The sequence below is a fragment of the Kribbella sp. HUAS MG21 genome (assembly GCF_040254265.1).
In the GTDB taxonomy this organism is placed as follows: domain Bacteria; phylum Actinomycetota; class Actinomycetes; order Propionibacteriales; family Kribbellaceae; genus Kribbella.
This window is the reverse complement of record NZ_CP158165.1, coordinates 694,055-712,357: the sequence shown is the minus strand read 5'-3', so window position 1 is coordinate 712,357 and position 18,303 is coordinate 694,055. Positions and strand designations below refer to the sequence as shown.

General features: G+C 68.6%; 20 protein-coding genes and 1 other RNA gene. 10 read left to right on the top strand and 11 right to left on the bottom strand.

All coding sequences use genetic code 11. The annotated features are described in order from the left end of the window. Positions 1-2: 2 nt before the first annotated feature. Complete coding sequence (locus ABN611_RS03435; RefSeq protein WP_350278284.1) at positions 3-410, bottom strand: cytidine deaminase; 408 nt, start codon at positions 408-410, stop codon at positions 3-5. Between the two features lie 186 nt (positions 411-596). On the opposite strand from ABN611_RS03435, the gene ABN611_RS03430 reads away from it, so the two are divergent. Beyond that, complete coding sequence (locus ABN611_RS03430) at positions 597-800, top strand: cold-shock protein (RefSeq protein ID WP_167216721.1); 204 nt, start codon at positions 597-599, stop codon at positions 798-800. A gap of 54 nt (positions 801-854) precedes the next feature. On the opposite strand, the gene ABN611_RS03425 is transcribed toward ABN611_RS03430, so the two are convergent. Then, positions 855-2,129 (bottom strand): sugar ABC transporter substrate-binding protein, encoded by a 1,275-nt coding sequence (locus tag ABN611_RS03425; protein ID WP_350278283.1) that lies wholly within the window; start codon positions 2,127-2,129, stop codon positions 855-857. Positions 2,130-2,322: 193 nt separating this feature from the next. Further along, positions 2,323-3,372, bottom strand: coding sequence for a PfkB family carbohydrate kinase (locus tag ABN611_RS03420; RefSeq protein ID WP_350278282.1), 1,050 nt, complete (start codon positions 3,370-3,372; stop codon positions 2,323-2,325). Between the two features lie 120 nt (positions 3,373-3,492). Here ABN611_RS03420 and ABN611_RS03415 point away from each other — a divergent pair, with 120 nt between their 5' ends. From ABN611_RS03415 to ssrA, 9 genes are all read left to right on the top strand, one after another. Continuing rightward, complete coding sequence (locus ABN611_RS03415; RefSeq protein WP_350278281.1) at positions 3,493-3,873, top strand: hypothetical protein; 381 nt, start codon at positions 3,493-3,495, stop codon at positions 3,871-3,873. Further along, a complete protein-coding gene (locus ABN611_RS03410) occupies positions 3,866-4,033 on the top strand; it encodes a hypothetical protein (RefSeq protein ID WP_350278280.1) in 168 nt (55 codons plus the stop codon). Before ABN611_RS03415 ends, ABN611_RS03410 begins: the two co-directional genes overlap by 8 nt. Before the next feature lie 244 nt (positions 4,034-4,277). Next, the gene (gene ftsE, locus ABN611_RS03405) at positions 4,278-4,967 is read left to right on the top strand and encodes a cell division ATP-binding protein FtsE (RefSeq protein ID WP_350278279.1); all 690 of its coding nucleotides are present in this window, start codon (positions 4,278-4,280) and stop codon (positions 4,965-4,967) included. 27 nt (positions 4,968-4,994) lie between these two features. Then, positions 4,995-5,906, top strand: a complete 912-nt coding sequence (ftsX, locus tag ABN611_RS03400) for a permease-like cell division protein FtsX (protein ID WP_350278278.1) — start codon at positions 4,995-4,997, stop codon at positions 5,904-5,906. A gap of 85 nt (positions 5,907-5,991) precedes the next feature. Beyond that, positions 5,992-7,437 (top strand): M23 family metallopeptidase, encoded by a 1,446-nt coding sequence (locus tag ABN611_RS03395; RefSeq protein ID WP_350278277.1) that lies wholly within the window; start codon positions 5,992-5,994, stop codon positions 7,435-7,437. A 21-nt stretch (positions 7,438-7,458) separates the two neighbouring features. Beyond that, positions 7,459-7,932: an SsrA-binding protein SmpB gene (gene smpB, locus ABN611_RS03390; protein ID WP_350278276.1), complete on the top strand. Its 474-nt coding sequence runs from the start codon at positions 7,459-7,461 to the stop codon at positions 7,930-7,932. A gap of 43 nt (positions 7,933-7,975) precedes the next feature. Beyond that, positions 7,976-8,689: a hypothetical protein gene (locus tag ABN611_RS03385; protein ID WP_350278275.1), complete on the top strand. Its 714-nt coding sequence runs from the start codon at positions 7,976-7,978 to the stop codon at positions 8,687-8,689. An 82-nt stretch (positions 8,690-8,771) separates the two neighbouring features. Then, a complete protein-coding gene (locus ABN611_RS03380) occupies positions 8,772-9,332 on the top strand; it encodes a DUF1707 and DUF4870 domain-containing protein (RefSeq protein ID WP_350278274.1) in 561 nt (186 codons plus the stop codon). Between the two features lie 102 nt (positions 9,333-9,434). Beyond that, positions 9,435-9,812: a transfer-messenger RNA gene (gene ssrA / locus ABN611_RS03375) on the top strand. An 85-nt stretch (positions 9,813-9,897) separates the two neighbouring features. On the opposite strand, the gene ABN611_RS03370 is transcribed toward ssrA, so the two are convergent. From ABN611_RS03370 to ABN611_RS03335, 8 genes are all read right to left on the bottom strand, one after another. Continuing rightward, positions 9,898-10,194, bottom strand: coding sequence for a hypothetical protein (locus ABN611_RS03370; RefSeq protein ID WP_350278273.1), 297 nt, complete (start codon positions 10,192-10,194; stop codon positions 9,898-9,900). Then, a complete protein-coding gene (locus ABN611_RS03365; RefSeq protein ID WP_350278272.1) occupies positions 10,194-10,841 on the bottom strand; it encodes an SRPBCC domain-containing protein in 648 nt (215 codons plus the stop codon). Before ABN611_RS03365 ends, ABN611_RS03370 begins: the two co-directional genes overlap by 1 nt. Positions 10,842-10,982: 141 nt before the next feature. Next, the gene (locus ABN611_RS03360) at positions 10,983-11,786 is read right to left on the bottom strand and encodes a carbohydrate ABC transporter permease (protein WP_350278271.1); all 804 of its coding nucleotides are present in this window, start codon (positions 11,784-11,786) and stop codon (positions 10,983-10,985) included. A gap of 71 nt (positions 11,787-11,857) precedes the next feature. Further along, a complete protein-coding gene (locus ABN611_RS03355) occupies positions 11,858-12,790 on the bottom strand; it encodes a sugar ABC transporter permease (RefSeq protein ID WP_350278270.1) in 933 nt (310 codons plus the stop codon). After that, the gene (locus ABN611_RS03350; RefSeq protein ID WP_350278269.1) at positions 12,787-14,115 is read right to left on the bottom strand and encodes an extracellular solute-binding protein; all 1,329 of its coding nucleotides are present in this window, start codon (positions 14,113-14,115) and stop codon (positions 12,787-12,789) included. Before ABN611_RS03350 ends, ABN611_RS03355 begins: the two co-directional genes overlap by 4 nt. Before the next feature lie 61 nt (positions 14,116-14,176). Next, complete coding sequence (locus ABN611_RS03345) at positions 14,177-14,986, bottom strand: helix-turn-helix domain-containing protein (RefSeq protein WP_350278268.1); 810 nt, start codon at positions 14,984-14,986, stop codon at positions 14,177-14,179. Next, positions 14,983-17,343 (bottom strand): FAD-dependent oxidoreductase, encoded by a 2,361-nt coding sequence (locus ABN611_RS03340; RefSeq protein ID WP_350278267.1) that lies wholly within the window; start codon positions 17,341-17,343, stop codon positions 14,983-14,985. The genes ABN611_RS03345 and ABN611_RS03340 overlap by 4 nt, the downstream gene beginning before the upstream one ends. 39 nt (positions 17,344-17,382) lie before the next feature. Further along, entirely contained in the window at positions 17,383-18,201 is an 819-nt protein-coding gene (locus ABN611_RS03335) for a phytanoyl-CoA dioxygenase family protein (protein WP_350278266.1), read from the bottom strand. Positions 18,202-18,303: the final 102 nt, after the last annotated feature.

Sequence of the window (18,303 nt, the reverse complement as noted above, 5' to 3'; positions counted from 1 at the left end):
TTCTAAGGGGTCCAGCGGTAGGCGCCGGGGAGCAGGTCGGTGACCAGGACCGACGCCGGGCCGTCGGGGGTCGGCAGGATGACCCGGATGGTCCGGTGGTAGTCGACGAGGACCTGGCGGTCGCGGCCGCACGGGCCGACGACGCCGCGGCCTTCGTTGCCCACGGCGACGATCGTGGTGAGCTCGCGGGCGCCCTCGGCGCGGGCGCGACCGAGCGCGACCAGCTCGGCGCACGGGCCGCCGGTGAAGTGGTAGAGGTTGATCCCGGCGTACATCCGGCCGTCCACACCGCGGACCGCGGCCCCCATCGTGTAGACCCCGTCGGGGCCGTCGGTGTTCGCGTCGACCGTTGTCCTGGCGAGCTCGATCAGCTCGCGGTCGTCGTCGGTCAGCGGCTGCAGGCTCAGCATGCGGCCTACCTTTCCATGGGGGTGGGAATGAATCCTGCGGGGACGTGGTTGAACCCACCAGGTCGATTTTCAGTAGCTGTGGTTTTCCCGATCTTTCCTTGCGAGAGATGGTGTTCCGCCGGTGCGACAACGGCCGGGCGTACTGCGGCCGCGGTACGCCCCCATCTCCGACAAAGGAGCAACAACATGGCACAGGGAACTGTGAAATGGTTCAACGCCGACAAGGGTTTCGGCTTCATCACCGTCGACGGCGGCGGCGCGGACGTGTTCGTGCACTTCTCCGCCATCCAGTCCGACGGCTTCCGTAGCCTCGAGGAGAACCAGCGGGTCGAGTTCGACATCGCCCAGGGCCCGAAGGGGCAGCAGGCGGAGTACGTCAAGATCGTCTGATCCCGGCACGAGCGCGGCCTCTCACCTCGCGGGGTGAGGGGCCGCGGCCCGTTCTCAGCCGGTGATCCGCTTCAGCTCGGCTTCGGTGACCGACTTGACGGTCTTGAGTTCCGCGGCCGGGTCGGCGCCGCTGCGGATGATCCGGCTCAGCGCGTCGGTGTACGCCGTACCGGCCTTGGGAGACCAGAGCATCGGGTTCTGCGGGTGGCCGTTCTCGTTCAGCAGCTTGACCGCGTCGGCGGCCGGGCCGGACTTCAGCTTCTCGGCCTTCTCCGCCAGGCTCTTGCGGGCCGGGACGTGGAAGCCGTACGACTGCGCGAAGTCGAGCTGGTCCGCGGTGCGATCCACCCACAGCCACTTGGCGTACTTCTTCGCGGCGTCGACGTTCTTCGACTTGGCGTTCACGCAGGCGCCGTACGCCCCGACCGGAACGCTCGGCGCGCCAGTGGTCGCGTTCAGCTTCGGCCAGGGGAGTACGCCGTAGTCGCCGGGCAGCGCCTTCTCGATCACCGGCAGCGTCCAGAGCCCGGTGAACTGCATCGCGGTCAGGCCCTGGGTGAACGCCGCCGGGTCCGACCAGTCGGTCGGTGCCCCGAGCAACAACACCTTGGCGGTCCAGAACTCGCGGAGCTTGCGCAGCGACTCGACCGCGGCCGGGTCGTCGAACCCGAACCGGTTGTCCTTGGTCAGGTAGTCGAGTCCGGCCGACCAGAGCGCCGGGCCGCCGAGGATGCCGACCCCGCCGTCGTTGCCGACGAACAGGCCCTTGACCTTGTCGTCGGTGAGCTTCTTCGCGGCGTCGAGCAGCTCGTCGACGGTCTGCGGAGGCTGTACGCCGGCCTTGCTGAGCAGGCTCTTGCGGTACACGAGCAACTGCATGTCGACGACCTGGGGAATGCCGTAGAGCTTCCCGTCGTACGACATCCGCTCCAGCAGCGCGGAGTTGAAGTCGCTCTTCGCGTCACCGAGCAGGTCGGTGAGCTCGACGACCTGGTTGCCCTTGATCATGTCGATGGTCGGCCCGTTCCCGTACTCGAACACGTCCGGGCCCTGGTCGGTGAGCAGCGACGTCGACACCTTCTTGTCGTAGTCGCCGGGGGACCACTGGATCGTCACGGTCGCGTCCGGGTACGCCTTCGCGTACCGCTCCACCGCCTGCTGCGTGCCCGCCTCGCCGTACTGGTGGTACCACTGCTGCAGCGCCGGCTTGCTGCCGTCGCCGCCACCGGACGGCCGTCCGCTGTTCGACCCGCATCCCGTCACCGCCATCGCGGCCAGACCTGCCCCGAAGCCGAGCACCCGCCGCCGACTGATCCCAGCACCCGCCATGTCGCGATCCTCCGTCCAGCGCGGTCCCACAGCCCGCGCACCGACCACCGACCCTACGACCGCCGCGGCCCACCCCGCGGCCATTTCCGGTCCGCGATCTGCAGCCCATCACAATCGGCTGCACCGGGCGCGACTACGCTCACCGGCTCCGGAGCCGGGCGATTGTGATGGCCTGGGCATCCGTGCCTCTCGGTCAGGCGTCCGACAACCGGGCGATCGTGGCGGACGCGCGGCGGACGATCGGGACGGGGCCTTCGGGGAGGACGTCGCCGACGAAGCTGTAGTGCTTGAGGACCTCGGGATCGACGCCACCGGGGCGGTGCCGGGTGTGGTCGCGGACCCAGTCGATGATGTCGCCCCAGCCGGGCGCGGCGAGGGAGCCGCCGAAGTGCTGCACGGAGAGGCCGGCGCACAGGTTGCCGAAGGCCAGGCGGTGCGCGAGCGGCCAGCCGCGGAGCGTGCCGAGGACGAGCGACGCGAGGAACACGTCCCCGGCGCCGGTCGGGTCGTACGAGCGCACCGGCAGCGCGGGTACCTGCTCCTCCTCGCCGGTCTCCGAGTCGATCGCGAGCACACCGTCCGCGCCGTTCGTCACCACGGCGAGTGGGACCCGCTCGGCCAGCTTGTGCAGCGCGGCCTTCGGGGTGTCGGTCCGGGTGTAGGCCATCGCCTCGGCCGCGTTCGGCGTGAACGCGTGGAAGCCCTCCAGGACGTCGAGCACCGCCGGCGACCACTCGTCGGTCGGGTCCCAGCCGACGTCGCCGAACAGCAGCGCGCCGGACTGCCGCGCCTCGACCGTCCAGCCGGGCAGCTCGTCCGCGACCGGCACGATCGCCGACCGGGTGTTCAGCCCCGGCCCGACCAGCTTGCTCGGATCGCCCGGCGCCTCGTGCGCGTGCGTCACCATCGCCCGGTCCCGGTCGATCGACATCGACACCGTCACCGGCGAGTGCCAGTGGCCGATCCGGCGCGAGTGCGACAGGTCGACCCCCTCCTGGTCCGCCAGCGTCCGCCAGCAGAAGTCGGCGTACGCGTCGTCGCCGAACACCGAGGCGAGCCCGGTCCGCAGGCCGAGCCGGGTGGCCGCGATCGCGAAGTTCGCGACGCCGCCCGGGCACGAGCCCATGCCTTCGGCGAAGATCTCGGTACCGGTGGTCGGGGCGGACTCCAGACCGGTCATCACGATGTCGAGGAACACGGTCCCCTGCACGAACACGTCGTAGCGGTCCTGCTCGTCCGTCACGCTGACACCGCCCTTTGTCATCCTTGGCTGTCGGTGGTGGGTGGAAAGCTCCTTCGTAACATCATCGACCGGTCAGGACCATGGGATTCGGAGGACGCGTATGACTGCCGGGGTGTGTCCGTGATTCCGACCTGGATCTCGATCGTCGGCGTGGTGATGACGGTGCTGTCGCCGTTGCTCGCGCTGGGTGGTGTGGTGCTCGGGGCGTATCTGACGCGGAAGTCCGACCGGGAGCTGGACACCTGGCGGCACCGCGAGGAGACGATGCGGATGGTCCGGTGGGCGGTGGAGCAGATCCTCGCGGGCGACGAGGCCGGCACGGACGCCGGGGTGGTCACGCTCCGCTCACTGATGAGGTCGGAGCTGTTACAGCCGGAGGACTACGACCTGGTCGCCGCGCTGACGGCCGCGGTTGCGATCGACCGGGTGGGCGCGGACGCGTACGCTGATATCGCGGACGCCGAGATCGAGGTCGTCGAGGGAGACAGTGCGGATGGCTGAGAAGAAGACCGTGAAGGTCCCGCGCCAGGTGATCGAGATCGCCCGCCTGCACGTCGAGGCCGCCCGCCGCGCGGGCCGCAAGCCCGACGCCGGCGTGGCCCGGATCGCCGACGCCCGCCCCGACCCCGGCAACGACAACCCGACCCCCGCCCCCGCCTGACCCTCCACCTGTGGATAACCGCACGGGCGGGCACGCCGGAACGGATACGCTCAAGCAGGAAGAACAGGGGCGGCGGGTGCGCGGCAGGCACCGGCTATCGGACGGGGATGTACGCAGCGGCAGGTCTGGTCGGCGGCACGCCGGGGAACGCCTAGACTGATCGCCGGCCGCTCCGGTGGCGTACGGTGCCCTTCGTGGTTACCGTCGCGTCGCTCCCTGTTCCCGACCACGGCCGGATGAACCCGTGATCCGCTTCGAGAATGTGTCCAAGACGTACGAGGGCCAGTCCAGGGCCGCTCTGCTGAACGTCAACGTCGATATCGAGAAAGGCGAGTTCGTCTTCCTGGTCGGTACCTCCGGGTCCGGCAAGTCGACGTTCCTTCGTCTGGTACTGCGCGAGCAGCGGACGTCCAAGGGTCACATCATGGTGGCCGGCAAGGACCTGAACCGGCTCGCGAGCTGGCGGATCCCGCAGATGCGCCGCCAGATCGGCACCGTGTTCCAGGACTTCCGGCTGCTGCCGAACAAGACCGTGGCGGAGAACGTGGCGTTCGCCCTGCAGGTGATCGGCAAGCCGCGCTCGCACATCCGCAAGACGGTCCCCGAGGTCCTCGAGCTGGTCGGGCTGGACGGCAAGGAGGACCGGCTCCCGGACGAGCTGTCCGGCGGTGAGCAGCAGCGCGTGGCGATCGCTCGTGCGTTCGTGAACCGGCCGATGATCCTGATCGCCGACGAGCCGACCGGAAACCTCGACCCCGGCACGTCGGTCGGCATCATGAAGCTCCTGGACCGGATCAACCGCACCGGGACGACGGTCGTGATGGCCACCCACGACGTGTCGATCGTCGACCAGATGCGCAAGCGCGTGATCGAGCTGGAGAACGGTCACGTCGTCCGCGACGAGTCGCGCGGCGTCTACGGCTACCAGCACTGACCGCCGAGCACAGGGATTGACTGAAGAATGCGCCTGAACTACATCCTCTCCGACCTCGGGATCGGCCTGAAGCGGAACCTCTCGATGACGATCGCGGTCGTCGTCACGATCTGGGTCTCGCTGGCGCTGTTCGGCAGCGCGCTGCTCGCGCAGCAGCAGGTCGAGCTGATGAAGGGCAACTGGTACGACAAGATCCAGATCTCGGTGTTCCTCTGCACCAAGGACTCCGGCGGCCGCGGCTGCTCCGGGGCCGAGGTGACCCAGGAGCAGAAGAACCGGATCCAGCAGGTCATCCAGTCGAACCCGGACACCGCGCCCGACGGCGTGTTCTCGGAGTCGAAGAAGGAAGCGTTCGAGTCGTTCAAGAAGCTGTACAAGGACTCGCCGATCGTCAGCACGGTCACCGAGGACCAGATGCAGGAGTCGTTCCGGGTCAAGCTCAAGGACCCGCAGCGCTACCAGAACCTGGTCAGCGCGGTCGCCGGCCTGCCCGGCGTCGACACCGTGCAGGATCTCCGGCAGTACCTCGATCCGCTGTTCAAGGCGCTCAACGGCCTGCAGATCGGGGCCCTGATCGCGGCCGCGCTGCTGCTGGCCGCGGCCCTGATGCAGATCTTCAACACGATCCGGCTGGCGGCGTACGCCCGGAGACGGGAGATCGGCATCATGCGCCTGGTCGGCGCGTCGAACTTCTATATCCAGCTACCGTTCTTGTTAGAGGCGGTGCTGGCCGCGCTGATCGGCGCGGTCCTGGCCTGCGGCACGTTGTGGCTCGGGGTGTACCTCGTGGTCATGCAGCGGGCCCAGGAGACGTTCCGGGTCTGGCAGTGGGTCGGCACCACCGAGACGTTCCGCGCGATGATCTACATGGTCGTCGTCGGCGTCATCCTCGCCGTGATCCCGACATTCCTGACAACGCGGAAATACCTCAAAGTCTGACCCGGGTGACCTATCGTGCAGTATCAGGAGTAACAGCAGTCACTCCTGTACCGCACAACTGAAACCCAGAGCAAGGGGTCGACCTGTGGTCCCGCACTTCCCCGGTGCGAACCCGCGTGCGCGGGGGAGCATCAAGCGAGACGACAGCACCGGCACCTCCGCCGCGCCGTACCCGCGATCACGCACGCGACCGCCGGGCCGGCAGACGGTGGTTGCCGCTTGCTGCCTTGTCCTGTCCCTGTCCGCCGGCGTCCTGGCCGCGGTTCCGTCCGCTCCGTCCGCGGAGGCGAAACCGCCGGATCCAGCCGCCAAGAAGAAGCAACTCGACTCGCAGATCAACCAGTCCAAGGCTGATCTCGCCGAGGCCTCCGACCAGCTCGGCAAGTCCGTTGCCGCGTACAACCAGGCCGCCGCGAAGTACCAGGCCGTGCAGGTCCGGTACGCCGCCGCGCAGGGGCAGCTCGCCGCCGCGAAGGCCGCCGACGCGGTCGCCGCGGGCAAGCTCGCCGCGGCCGAGGCGGCGTTGTCGACGGCGGTCTCCGACGTCGAGGCCGGCGAGAAGCTGATCGCGGAGAAGCGGGCCGTGGCGGGTCGCGCCGTACGGTCGGCGTACCAGCAGCAGAACAGCCTGGTCGGGCTGTCGATCGCGCTGCGCGGCGCCGCGCCCGCCGACATCGCCACCGGGATGCAGGTCCAGCGGAACGTGTTCGGCATCCAGGGCAACGCGATCTCGAACCTGAACAACGCCCAGGCGCAGCTCGCCAGCAAGCGGGTCAAGGTGGCCGCCGCGGAGAAGGCCGCCGAGGCCGCGCGCGCCGAGGCCGCCGCGACGGTCCAGCGGGTCACCGCGCTGACCAAGCAGGTCGCGGCGGACCGGGCCGAGGCGGCGGCGATCGCGAAGGTCAAGCTGACCGCGTTCAAGGCCGCCGAGAAGGAGAAGAACACGGAGCAGGCGCAGTACAACGCGCTGCTGCGGGAGCGGACCCGGGTCGAGCAGCTGCTGATCGCGCGGGCCAAGGCCGAGAAGGCGGCCGCGGCGCGCCGGAAGGCGGCGGCGGAGAAGGCCGAGCGCGAGAAGGCCCGCCGGGAGAACCGGAAGCCCCGCGTCATCCCGGACGATCCGCCGGCCGACGACGGCGGCAGGCTCAGCTACCCGGTGAGCAGCTACATCACCTCGCCGTACGGGATGCGGTTCCACCCGGTCCTGCACTACTGGAAGCTGCACGACGGCACCGACTTCCGCGCGCCGTGCGGCGTACCGATCCGGGCCGCGGCGAGCGGTGTGGTGACGGACAAGTACTACAACGGCGGTTACGGCAACCGGCTGTTCATCTCGCACGGAGTGATCGACGGCTCGTCGATCACGACCGTCTACAACCACCTGTCGCGCTACAAGGCGCGGTCCGGCGAGCGCGTCCGCAAGGGCGAGATCATCGGCTACTCCGGTACGACGGGCTACTCGACCGGCTGCCACCTGCACTTCATGGTGTACCAGGACGGGCGCGTGGTTAATCCGATGAAGTGGCTCTGAGCGATCTGGGATACTGGCCGGATGGTGAAACAGTCCGGCCGGGAGAAGCCGATCGCGCAGAACCGTAAGGCGCGACACGACTACCACATCGACGACGTGGTGGAGGCCGGGCTGGTGCTGACCGGGACGGAGGTCAAGTCCCTGCGGCAGGGCCGGGCCTCCCTCGTCGACGCGTTCGCGGCCGTCCGTGGCAACGAGTTGTGGCTGCAGGGCATGCACATTCCGGAGTACAAGCACGGCACCTGGACGAACCACGAGCCCCGCCGCACCCGCAAGCTGCTGCTGCACAAGGACGAGGTCCAGAAACTGATCCGCGCCGTCGAGCAGCAGGGTGTCTCGCTGATCCCGCTGTCGCTGTACTTCAAGGACGGGTACGCCAAGGTCGAGCTCGCCACCGGGCGGGGCAAGAAGGACTACGACAAGCGGCACGCCCTCGCCGAGCGCCAGGCCAACCGCGAGGCCCAGCGCGCGCTCTCGGAGCGCCGCCGGGGCTAGTGTCCTGACGGCGTACGGCCTCGGGGTCGGCTAGGTTGCGTCCGTGCTTGCTGTCACGGTGCCTCGCTGGCTCGAGGCCTGGGCTGGTCTGCAGGTCGGCTTCGCCCTGTTCATCGGCTTCGTCGTGCTCGTCGGGTGGCTGATCGCCCGGATCGGCGGTCCCTGGGTGGACCGGGCGCAGGCCCGGCTCGCTCGCGAGCAGGCGGGCGCCGAGCGGTACGGCTGGCGCCCGGGTGACGACGCCGACGGGTCCCTGCACGCGGCCGGCTGCCGGATCTTCGCGCCGGACGGACAGCTGCGGCGGATCCTGGTCGGCGAGTACCAGGGCCGCCCGATCCGGATGGCGGAGTTCGTCCACACGACCAGGGGGCGCTACCTGCCGACCACCTGGGTCAACCACCTGATCGCGATCGAGCTGCCCGCCCGGTTGCCGGACCTGGCCGTCGGCCGCGAGGCCGTCGTCGGGGACGGGACGCTCGAGCCCGGCATGGTGCGGGTCGAGGTGGAGAGCGAGGCGTTCAACCGCCGGTTCCGGGTGCTCGGCGCGGACGCGCGCTACGGCTCGGCCATGCTGCACCCGCGGATGATGGAGTGGCTGCTCGACCAGCCGCCGCTCGACCTCCGGGTCTCCCGCAACCTGGCCGTCGCGTTCGCCGCGAAGCCGTGGACCGTCCCGCAGGCGCTGACGGCGTTGCCGGTACTGAGCGGTTTCGTGGACCTGATCCCGCCGTTCGTGCTGGCCGACTACGCGCGCTGATCCGGGGCTTCCGGGTCGGGTCAGGGGTCGGTCCGGGCTGCACCCGATGGGGTGGCGGGCGGTGGGCGCGCACAGTGGAGGTATGTCCACTTCAGAGCTGCTGGTGACTCCGGCCCAACGGGATCGGGCCGTCGAGATCCTGAAAGAAATGTACGCCGACGGTCGCCTGGACCACATGGAGTTCGACACCCGTCTCGAGCTGGCGCTCAAGGCGCGGACCCGGGCCGAACTCAACAGCACGTTCGACGGGCTCGTCTCCCGGCCGGTGCCGACGTACGCGCCCGCGGCCTTCACGCGCCCGGCGCCGCTGCAGACCTACCGCGGTGACGGGCGGGGGATGGGCACGGTCGCGCACTGGCTCGGGTACCCGACGTCGTTCGTCGGCCCGGCCCTGGTCGTCGCCACCTCCGGCCAGAAGAATCCCGCCGTACGCCGGCACGCCGTGGAGGCGCTGAACTTCCAGCTGACCGCGTTCGGGGCGTTCGCGCTGCTCGGGATCATGACCGGAATCACCGACGGGTTCCTCGGGTTCCTGTTCCCGATCCTCGGGATCCTGTGGTTCCTGCTGACCGGGATCGGCGGCCTGGCCACCGCGGCGGGCAGCAAGTTCCGCTATCCGTTCACGCTGCGCCTGATCAAGTAGGCCCTGATCGAGTAGGGCGGGAATGTCAGGTGCGGGCGCTCTGTTGGACTTGGTAGTGTGGACCTTCCACCGCGGTACGGGTGGGAGTTTGACAACTCAACAGGGGGTGAACGGTTTCGACTTTGGACGTCTGTTCCAAGGGAAGCGGGCCGAGGATCCAGGGTTATCTCGTTAACGATCTCTGGAAACCAATAACTGCCAACGCTAAGCGCAGTAGCTTCGCTCTCGCCGCCTGACGGCCTGAGCACTTAAAGAAGCGGTCAGCCCGGGGATGCTCCCGCCCCGGCTCCTGGCCTCATCTAGGGAGCTTGCTTTGTTAGCCCGGTCACGGGGCTAGCACGGGACATTTACAGTGACTGAGCCTGTCAGCGAGATGTCTGTACAAACGCTGGGGCCGAGAAAAGCGCCATTCAGACTGCGCCCGGAGAAGCCTTGAAACACCGCCGAAGGACGCGGGTTCGATTCCCGCCACCTCCACCCCTGTGAGAACGCCCAGGCCCAGCTCAGCCGGCCTGGGCGTTCTCATGTGCACGACCACTTGACGACCACCAGGGCCGGATCGGGATCAGGTCGGGTCGTCGGCGCGGGCCTCGGCGAGGGTTTTGAGGGCGGAGAGGCCGCGCTCGAACTCGGCGCCCGCGCCCTCCGCCGGGCCACGGTAGGAGCGCCGCAGCTCGGGGTCGGAGCGCTCGAACGGCGACCACTGCTGCCACGCCGGGAAACGGGTGATGAGCGGTGTGATCCGGTCCGGTGTGGCGCCGATGGTCTCGGTACGGGTCACTTCGTAGGTGCTCATGGTGATTCCTTTCCAGTACTGGTCCGTCGGCCGTACCGGGTCGCCGAGCACGTCGAAGGCGTGCATCAGGCGCCGGGGTCCTCCGGCACCGTCGTGTACGCCGTGAGGCAGCGCTCGGCGGCGGCCCGGGCCTGCGCGGGGTCGGTGCCTGAACTCGCGTCCGCCTCCGCCCAGCCGTGGCTGCTCGCGGTCAGGTAATCGACGATGTCGGGGCTCGGCGCCGTGTCGGGGGACGGGGGCGTGAAGGTGGGGTCGGCGAGGTGCTCGGCCAGGCCCATCAGCATGAGTTCCCACCCGAGGCCGACTGCGCCCGGGCCGAACTCCTCCCACAGCTCCGGCGGTTCGACGGGTGCGGCATGCTCCAGGACCAGGCGCGTGCCGTCGTCGACAGGCTCCAGAGCGGCATCGACCCAGCTCGACTGGCCGCCGTACTCCCAGGTGACCTGGAGTGCCTTGGGCGGAGTGCACGCGAGAATCTCCCCGCCCGCGTTGCCCTCGAGCTGGAAACGACCACCCACCCGGAGGTCGCCTTCGATCGGCATCAGCCAGCGGGGGACGCGCTCGCGGTCGGTCAGTGCGGCCCAGACCTCCTCGGGCGTCGCGTCGTACGAGCGACTCACCCGAAGCAGCCGCATTTCCCGGCCGTCCCGGACCGTCGTGGTGATCGCGCGTGCCACCGCGCCCAGATGATCGGCGGGTGTGAAGGTTGTCATGAACGACATATATCAGTGGCTACTGATATAAGCAAGAGGTGAATATCTGGCCGTTCGCCCACGGGCTCAGGCTCCAGCCCACCTCCACCCCTGTAAGAACGCCCAGGCCCAGCTCGGCCGGCCTGGGCGTTCTGCTGTCGGTTACTTCAGGCCGCTGCTGGCCAGGGCGGCGACGAACTGGCGCTGGAACACCAGGAAGATGATCAGGATCGGGACGACCGAGGAGACCGAACCGGCCATCGCCAGCCCGGCCGACAGGCCGCCGTCGGCGTCGACGAACCGGGTCAGGCCGATCGGGACCGTGTAGAGGTTCTGGTTCGACAGCATGATCAGCGGTCCTTCGTAGTCGTTCCAGGATCCGACGAAGCTGATGATCGCCAGCGCGGCCAGGGTCGAGCGGATCTGCGGCAGGTAGACCCGGAAGAAGACCCGCCACTCGCCGGCGCCGTCGATCCGCGCCGCCTCGCCCAGTTCGGCGGGTACGGCGAGGAACGCCTGCCGGACCAGGAAGGTGCCGAAGACGGTGAAGATTCCCGGCAGGATCAGCGCCCAGAGCGTGTTGTAGAGCCCGAGCTGCTGGAAGAACATGAACCGGGGAATCAGCAGCAGTTGGGTCGGCACGATCGCCGTGGCCACATAGAGCAGGAAGACCTTGTCCCTGCCCCGAAAGGTCAGCCGGGCGAACGCGTAGCCGGCCATCGCGGAGGTGGTGAGGTCACCCACCACGCCGATCAGCGAGACGGTCAGCGAGTTGGCGAAGAACACCGCCATCGTCACCGCCCCGCTCGTCCAGACCTCGACGTAGTTCTTCCACTCCACCGGACTCGGGATCCAGCGCACCGGGATCGCGAACACGTCGAGGTTGCGTTTCAGCGACGACGAGAGCATCCAGACGAACGGCAGCAGGAACAGCATCGCGAAGGCCCACAACAGGACGGACTTCACGACGTACCCGGCACGTGCAGCCGGACGCCGGCTGCGTGGTACCTGGCGAACTTGCCTGACAGCGGCCGTGGTCATGAGTACAACCCCCGTCCGCGCTGGAAGCGCCAGAACAGCGCGCTCAGCAGCAGCACCCCGACGAAGCTCATCATGCCCATCGCCGCCGCGTATCCGAACCGGTAGTACTGGAAGCCGTTCTGGTACATCAGGTACGACAACGTGGTCGAGGAATCGCCCGGCCCGCCTTGGGTGAGGAAGGCGATCAGGCCGAAGCCCTGCGAGTGCCCGATCATCGACATGATCGCCAGGAAGGTCGTGGTCGGCAGCAGCGACGGCCAGGTGATCGTGGTGAAGCGGCGCCAGTGTCCCGCTCCGTCCAGTTCGGCCGCCTCGTAGAGGTCTTCCGGCAGTGCCTGCAGGGCAGAAAGGAAGATGACGGCGTGGAACCCCATCCCCGCCCAGGAGGTGATCAGGATCAGGGAGACCAGGCTCCAGTCCTGGGAGACCAGCCACGTCGGCGGCTGTGCGGCACCGAGCGCCTTCAACGTCAGATTGACCAGTCCGCTGCTGGGGTGCAGCAGCAACAACCACACGAAGCCGAGCGCGATCGAGCTGACGATGTGCGGGATGAAGAAGATCACCCGCAGCGCCGAGCGCCCGAAGACCGGGCCGTTCAGGCAGAGCGCGATGATCAACCCGCCGAGCATCGTCAGCGGAACGCCGACGCCCGCGTACAGCACCGTGCGGCCGACCGCCTGCCAGAACCCGGTGTCCCGGATCAGCGCGGCGAAGTTGTCGAGCCCGACGAACCGGATCCCGTCCAGCCCCGAAACCACGTTCCAGTCGGTGAAGGAGATCCCGACCCCGGACACCAGCGGCACCAGGGTGAAGGCCAGGAAGCCGACCAGATTGGGCAGGATGAACAGCCAGCCGACCGTCATCGACGCGCCACCGGGCCCGCGCCGTGCCCGGCGGCTGACGGGCGCGGCGAGGACCGCGGCGCTCACTTGCCTGCCTTGGCGATCGCGGCGTCGCTCTGCCGGGTCGCCTCGGTGACCCACGACGCCACGGTGCGGTCACCGAGCAGGGTCTCGTCGGTCAGCTTCGTGTGGATCGTCGAGATCTCGGTGCCGGCGGTGAAGATCGTGTCGACAGGGAGCTTGAGATCGCTCTCGAACAGCGTCGACTTCCAGGACTGGACGTCGTACAGCGTGTCGCGCTGCGGCCCGAGCAGTTGCTCGAGGATCTGGTCAGGGGTGGACTCGCCCTGGAGCAGCGGCAGGCGACCGCCTTTGGTCATGTACTTTCCGGCGTTGCGGGCCCAGAACTTGGCCAGCTCCCACGCCTGGTCCGGGGACTTCGACTTCGGGCTGATCGAGATCTGGTCACCGATCTGGCCGGTGTTCCAGCCTTTGGTGCCGGCCGGAACGGGGACCGGCATGCAGTACGTCGCGAAGTCGTGCGGGTACCCCTTCGTGTCGTTGATCGAGCGGATGATCTGCCCGGACTGGATCAGCATCGCCACGCGTCCCGCGATGAACGGGTTCTGGCTGAACGTCTGCAGTTTCTCGGCGATGATCGTCTGGCGGTCCATCGCGACCTTGTCCTTCTGGAGCTGGAGCCCGAGCTCGAGCTCCTTGGCGAACCACGGGTTCCCGAAGTTCGAGCGCTTGCCACCGTCGGCGTAGAGGTAGTCCGGCCCGAGCGCGGGCCTGGCGAGCGGCGGCGGGGTCAAGGTGCCGAAGACCCCCGGCTTGGTGAGTTTGCGGGCCACATCGACGAACTCGTCGACCGTCCAGGTCTTGCCCAGCTTGATCCCGGCGGCGTCCAGCATCGTCTTGTTGATGTAGACCTGCTGCGGAGCCCGGGCGGCCGGCAGCCCGTACAGCTTGCCGTCGAGGACGTAGTTGGACAGCGGGCTGGCGTCCGCGGTGAGTGCGGCGAAGTCGCTTTCGGCCTTGATCTTTTCGGTGAGGTCCAGCGCGAGACCGGCGGCACTGCGCTTGAACATCGGAACCGGGCCGTACGAGAAGTACAGGTCGATCGGTACGCCGCCGCTGAGCGACGTGTCCAGCTTCAGGTTGCCCTGGTCGTCGTTGACGTAGCGGGTGTACGTGACGGTGGTGCCGGGATGCTCCGCCATGAACGCCTTGCACATGTCGTCGGGCCCGGACTCGTTCGGTACGCCGCCCCACACGTTCAGCGTGACGCCGTCTCCGCCCGCCGGCTTCCCGCCGCCGGCGCCGAGGTTGCATCCGGTCAGGGCCGCGGCACTCGCCGAGGCCGCGATGCCTAGCAGGGAACGGCGGGTGATCGTTCGCGATCTGGTCATGGGCGCGTCCTCTCGTTCAGGGGGTACGGGGGATGTGCTGCAGGCCGGTGCCGGCCGCGGATCAGGTCGCGAAGGACTGCTCGACGAGCCGTCGTGCCTGGTGCAGGAGCACCGCGAGCCGCTCGGCGCCGAGAGTGCCGGTGTCGTCGACGATCGCCAGCGCCACCGGATGGGGCTCGGGGGTGATCAGCGGAATCGCCCCGCTCGTGCGGCCCTCGACGACCCAGTTCGGCATGATCAGTACGTCGTCGGCGACGGTGGCGCGGGCCTTGGCCAGCAGGCCTTCCTCGGTCGGCGGCACGAACTCGGGACGACCGCCCCAGCCGTTGCGCTGGCGCGCGACGCGCAGGATGTGCAGCGCCTCGTCGTCCGGGAGGTCGACCAGGAGCCGCAGACCAGGCGCGGAGACGTTGATCGGGAACGTGCCGGTCCAGAACGCGAGCGGTTCCGAGCCGCTCGTCTGCCGCAGCAGGTAGAGCAGCTCGTCACGCCACAGCATGCACATCGTCATGGTGATGTCGCGGTGCTCTGTCGTGAGCTGCTCGAAGACTGCCCGGGGTCGTTGGATCAACGGCAGGCGGGTGGTCGCCGAACTCAGCGCGAGCACACCGTAGTCAGGGGCGAACCGGCCTTGGTCCTTGCGGACGTAGCCCACCTCGCTCAGCGTCGCCAGGATCCGGGAGGCGGAGCTCTGGTGGATCCCGATCCGGCGGGCGACCTCCGTAGCCGTCATCGGTTCGCCCTCGTCGACGAGCATCCGCAGGATGTGCAGCCCGCGGGCCAGGGCCTGGCCGCTGCCGGCTCCTGGCAGCCGGGGCTCCACACCCGGTTCGATCGTGGTCGGCATCGCGTCGGCAGTGGAGTCGGTCACGGCTGGACACCCCCGGTACGGCGAAGGATCCGGGCGTCCTGGTCCGAATAGCAGCGGACCGAGAAGATCGCGGCCGGCGCCGCGCCGTTCACCGCGTCGACCTCGATGGTGAGCTCATCGGTACTGACCACCTCGTCGAGCGTCAGGGCCCAGCGGCTCTGGTGGTGATCGCGCACCTCGGCCAGGACTTGTGCGCCCGACCGGACCCGGAAGTCCCGGACGCAGTAGGGCATGGCGTCCTCCGGCTGGCCGTAGAGGACCGATTCCATCGCGTGGTCGAAGTCGGTGTCGAACGCGAGCTCGACGCGGCCGAGGTCGACCGGGTCGTCCCACCGCAGGGTCAGGGCGGGACGTGGGTCGTCGAACTCGGCGATCCAGGCATTGGTCGCGAACGTGGGCCGGTCGACGCCGTTGGCGACAGCCTCCGGATCCCCCACCCGGACGGGCGGATCGAGGGTCAGCGCCAGGTTCCGGCCGTCGGGACGCCTGATCGGAGCCCAGAACTCGAAGCCCGGACATCCGGTGCCGGCGTCCTCGGGTTGGTCGCGGCGGTGCCGGAGCGGAACGAGACCGGTGACGAGCTGGTCGGAGACCCGCACCGCCACCCGGTCGTTGGCGAGCAGGCAGATGACGGCGTACCCCGGCTCGGCGAGCTCGGCGCCGAGATCGAGCTTCACCAACTGGTTGTCGCCGGCATCCAACCGGATCTCTTTCCCGGCGAGCACCTGGTCCGGCGTGTAGTCGTCCGGGCGCCGGCCCTGGCGGAGCTCCACCCGCAGGACGGTCGGCGCGGACACGTCGAGCCGCAGACCGAGCTGGGGTACCGGGCCGGCGGGCAGCGGTAGCAGCTGACCGCGGTCCTCGGCCAGCGGTACGGCGGATCCGTTGTCCGGCAGGGATCCGAGCGCGAGCGCCGAGCTCGCCGACACCCGTGCGCTCGCCACCAGGTCGTCGCCGTCCCGGAGGGCGTACTGCGGAATGTGCTGGCCGCGGCGCAGGAGTTCACGCTGCAGTTCGGCCATCGACTCCGGCTCGAGGAGGTCGGCCGGCTCGCGACCATCGCGCAAGCACAGGGCCGCGGCCACCGCGACGGCCTGCGCACAGTGCGCCGAGGTACCCATCACCCGGGTGGATCCGAAGGCGACATGGCTGGCGCTCATCACCCGGCCGGCCAGGAACAGGTTGTCCACGTCCCGGCTGACCAGACAGCGGTACGGGATCTGGTAGGTCCCGCGGCTGTGCAGCTGGTTGCAGCCGGGCTTCTCGCTGAAGACACCGTCGGCCGGATGCAGGTCGATCGACCAACCGCCGTACGCAACGGCGTCGGGGTGCTGGGTCTGGCCGAACACGTCGTCCTGACGGAGCATGTACAGGCCCTCGAACCGCCGGCTCTCCCGCTTGCCGGGGATGGTCCCGACCCACTCGAGCGTCAGGTTCTCGGCCTCGGGGAACTCTCCGGAGTTCTTGAGATGGTTCCAGACGCCGTACACCACCTGCCACAGCCGCCACTTGATCGTCTCGGTCTCGTGGACGGTGTCGAGGCGGCCGCCCCACTCGATCCACCAGAGCCGGCAACCGTCTTCACTGGTGTTGAAGTTGCGCGCCCGCGGGATCGAGTCGAGGTCGGACAGCGCGAAGGCCGGCGGGGTGAACCGGACCGGGTGGCCGACATCCTTGCTGTAGAAGTAGATCGAGTGGCCCAGGAGATGGCCGTAGTCGTCGGACGGGGCGAACTTCTCCCCGAACTCCGAACTCGACTCGGCCCCCATCCGGAACGCCGCACCGGCCAGGAAGGCCAGCGCCCCGTCACCACTGGAATCCAGGAACAGGCGTCCGCCGATGTCGTACCTGGTCGAGTTCTGGCTGCAGAACGCCGAGACCCGGTCGATCCGGCGGTCGGCGGCCATTGCCACGTCGACCAGCGCAGTGTTCAGCAATACGGTGAGATTCGGCTCGGCGACCGCCTTCTCCAGCAGGACTGTGTCGAAGATCAGCGGGTTGCCGTCCGGGTTGCGGTAGGTGTTCTCGACCAGGATCTCGTCCACGACGCCGCCCTCACGGGCCCACCGGTTGTTGTTGCTCATGTGCGCCGTGGCTCCGAGGACCCACAGCCGCACCTCCGACGACGAGTTGCCGCCGAGCACCGGCCGGTCGTGGACGAGGATCACGTGGACTCCCGCGCGGGCCGCCGTGATCGCGGCGCAGGTACCGGCCAAGCCGCCCCCGACGATCACCAGGTCGGCGTCGTGGCGCACGGTCCGGAAGGTACGCCGCTCCACGGCGGGCGCGACGAGAAGCCGCTCCCGGTCCGTGGACGCGTCGAGATCGGACGGTGAACGCTCGCTCGTGCTGCGCATGGCTGGACTATAGGTATGCGCATGATGCATGACAAGACTTCAGGGCTGCACCTTTTGCGGGCGTCGTGGCGCGATCGGCTGCAGGATGGACTTCTGCTGTGGGGTGACGCGGGCCAGGAGTTCCTCGGAGTAGCTGTAGCCCCAGCGGGTGGTCGCCCACGACGGGCCGTAGCGGTAGATGAGGGCCCGGCGCTCGCCGGGATTGGTGCGCGTGGATGCGCCGTGGGACAGGCCGTCGCAGAACAGCAGTACGTCGCCCTTCGCGAGGTGTACCTCGACCACGCCGGGCATGGCGTCCATCGTGGTGTCCCAGCTCTTGTACTGGTCGAACTGCGGGTGGTGCAGGTTCGACTTGTGGCTGCCCGGGATCACCAGCGTGCCGCCGTCGCCGGGGCCGATGTCGGTCAGGGCCATCAGGATGTTGACCTGGCCGCAGCGAAAGATGCCGTCCTTGTAGCGGTACTGTCCGCGGACGGCGCCGCGGTAGCCGCCGGAGTGCACCGGGAAGAAGCCTCCGTGCTGGCGGATCGTCGCGAAGCACTCGTCGATGAACAGGCCCTCGACGTAGCTGTCCTGCTCACCGCAGTAACGCCGTACGTGAGCGAGCCAGGAGGGATGGTCGATCAGCCGCTCGAAGGCCGGCCCGCCTTCGACGATGTTCTGGAGCTCGACGCCGGCGTTGTCCGGGTTGTCGTCGACGCGGTGCACGTTGCCCGCCCAGGCCTGCGGCTCGAGTTCCGGGAGGTCGTCGAGTGCCGTGTTGAGTTCGTCGACGAGGCCGGGGTCGAGTGCCTGCTGGAGGATCAGGTAGCCGCGAAGGTCGAACAGGTAGTCGTCCAGTTCGGTCGGTGTCGCCATCGAAGCGGAGCCCTTTCGGATCGGGGTGATCACGTGGTGTGATTTCACTTCACCGTAGGGGTGGGCGATGCGGCGCGGCTTCTCGTTCGGTGGCGGGCCGGT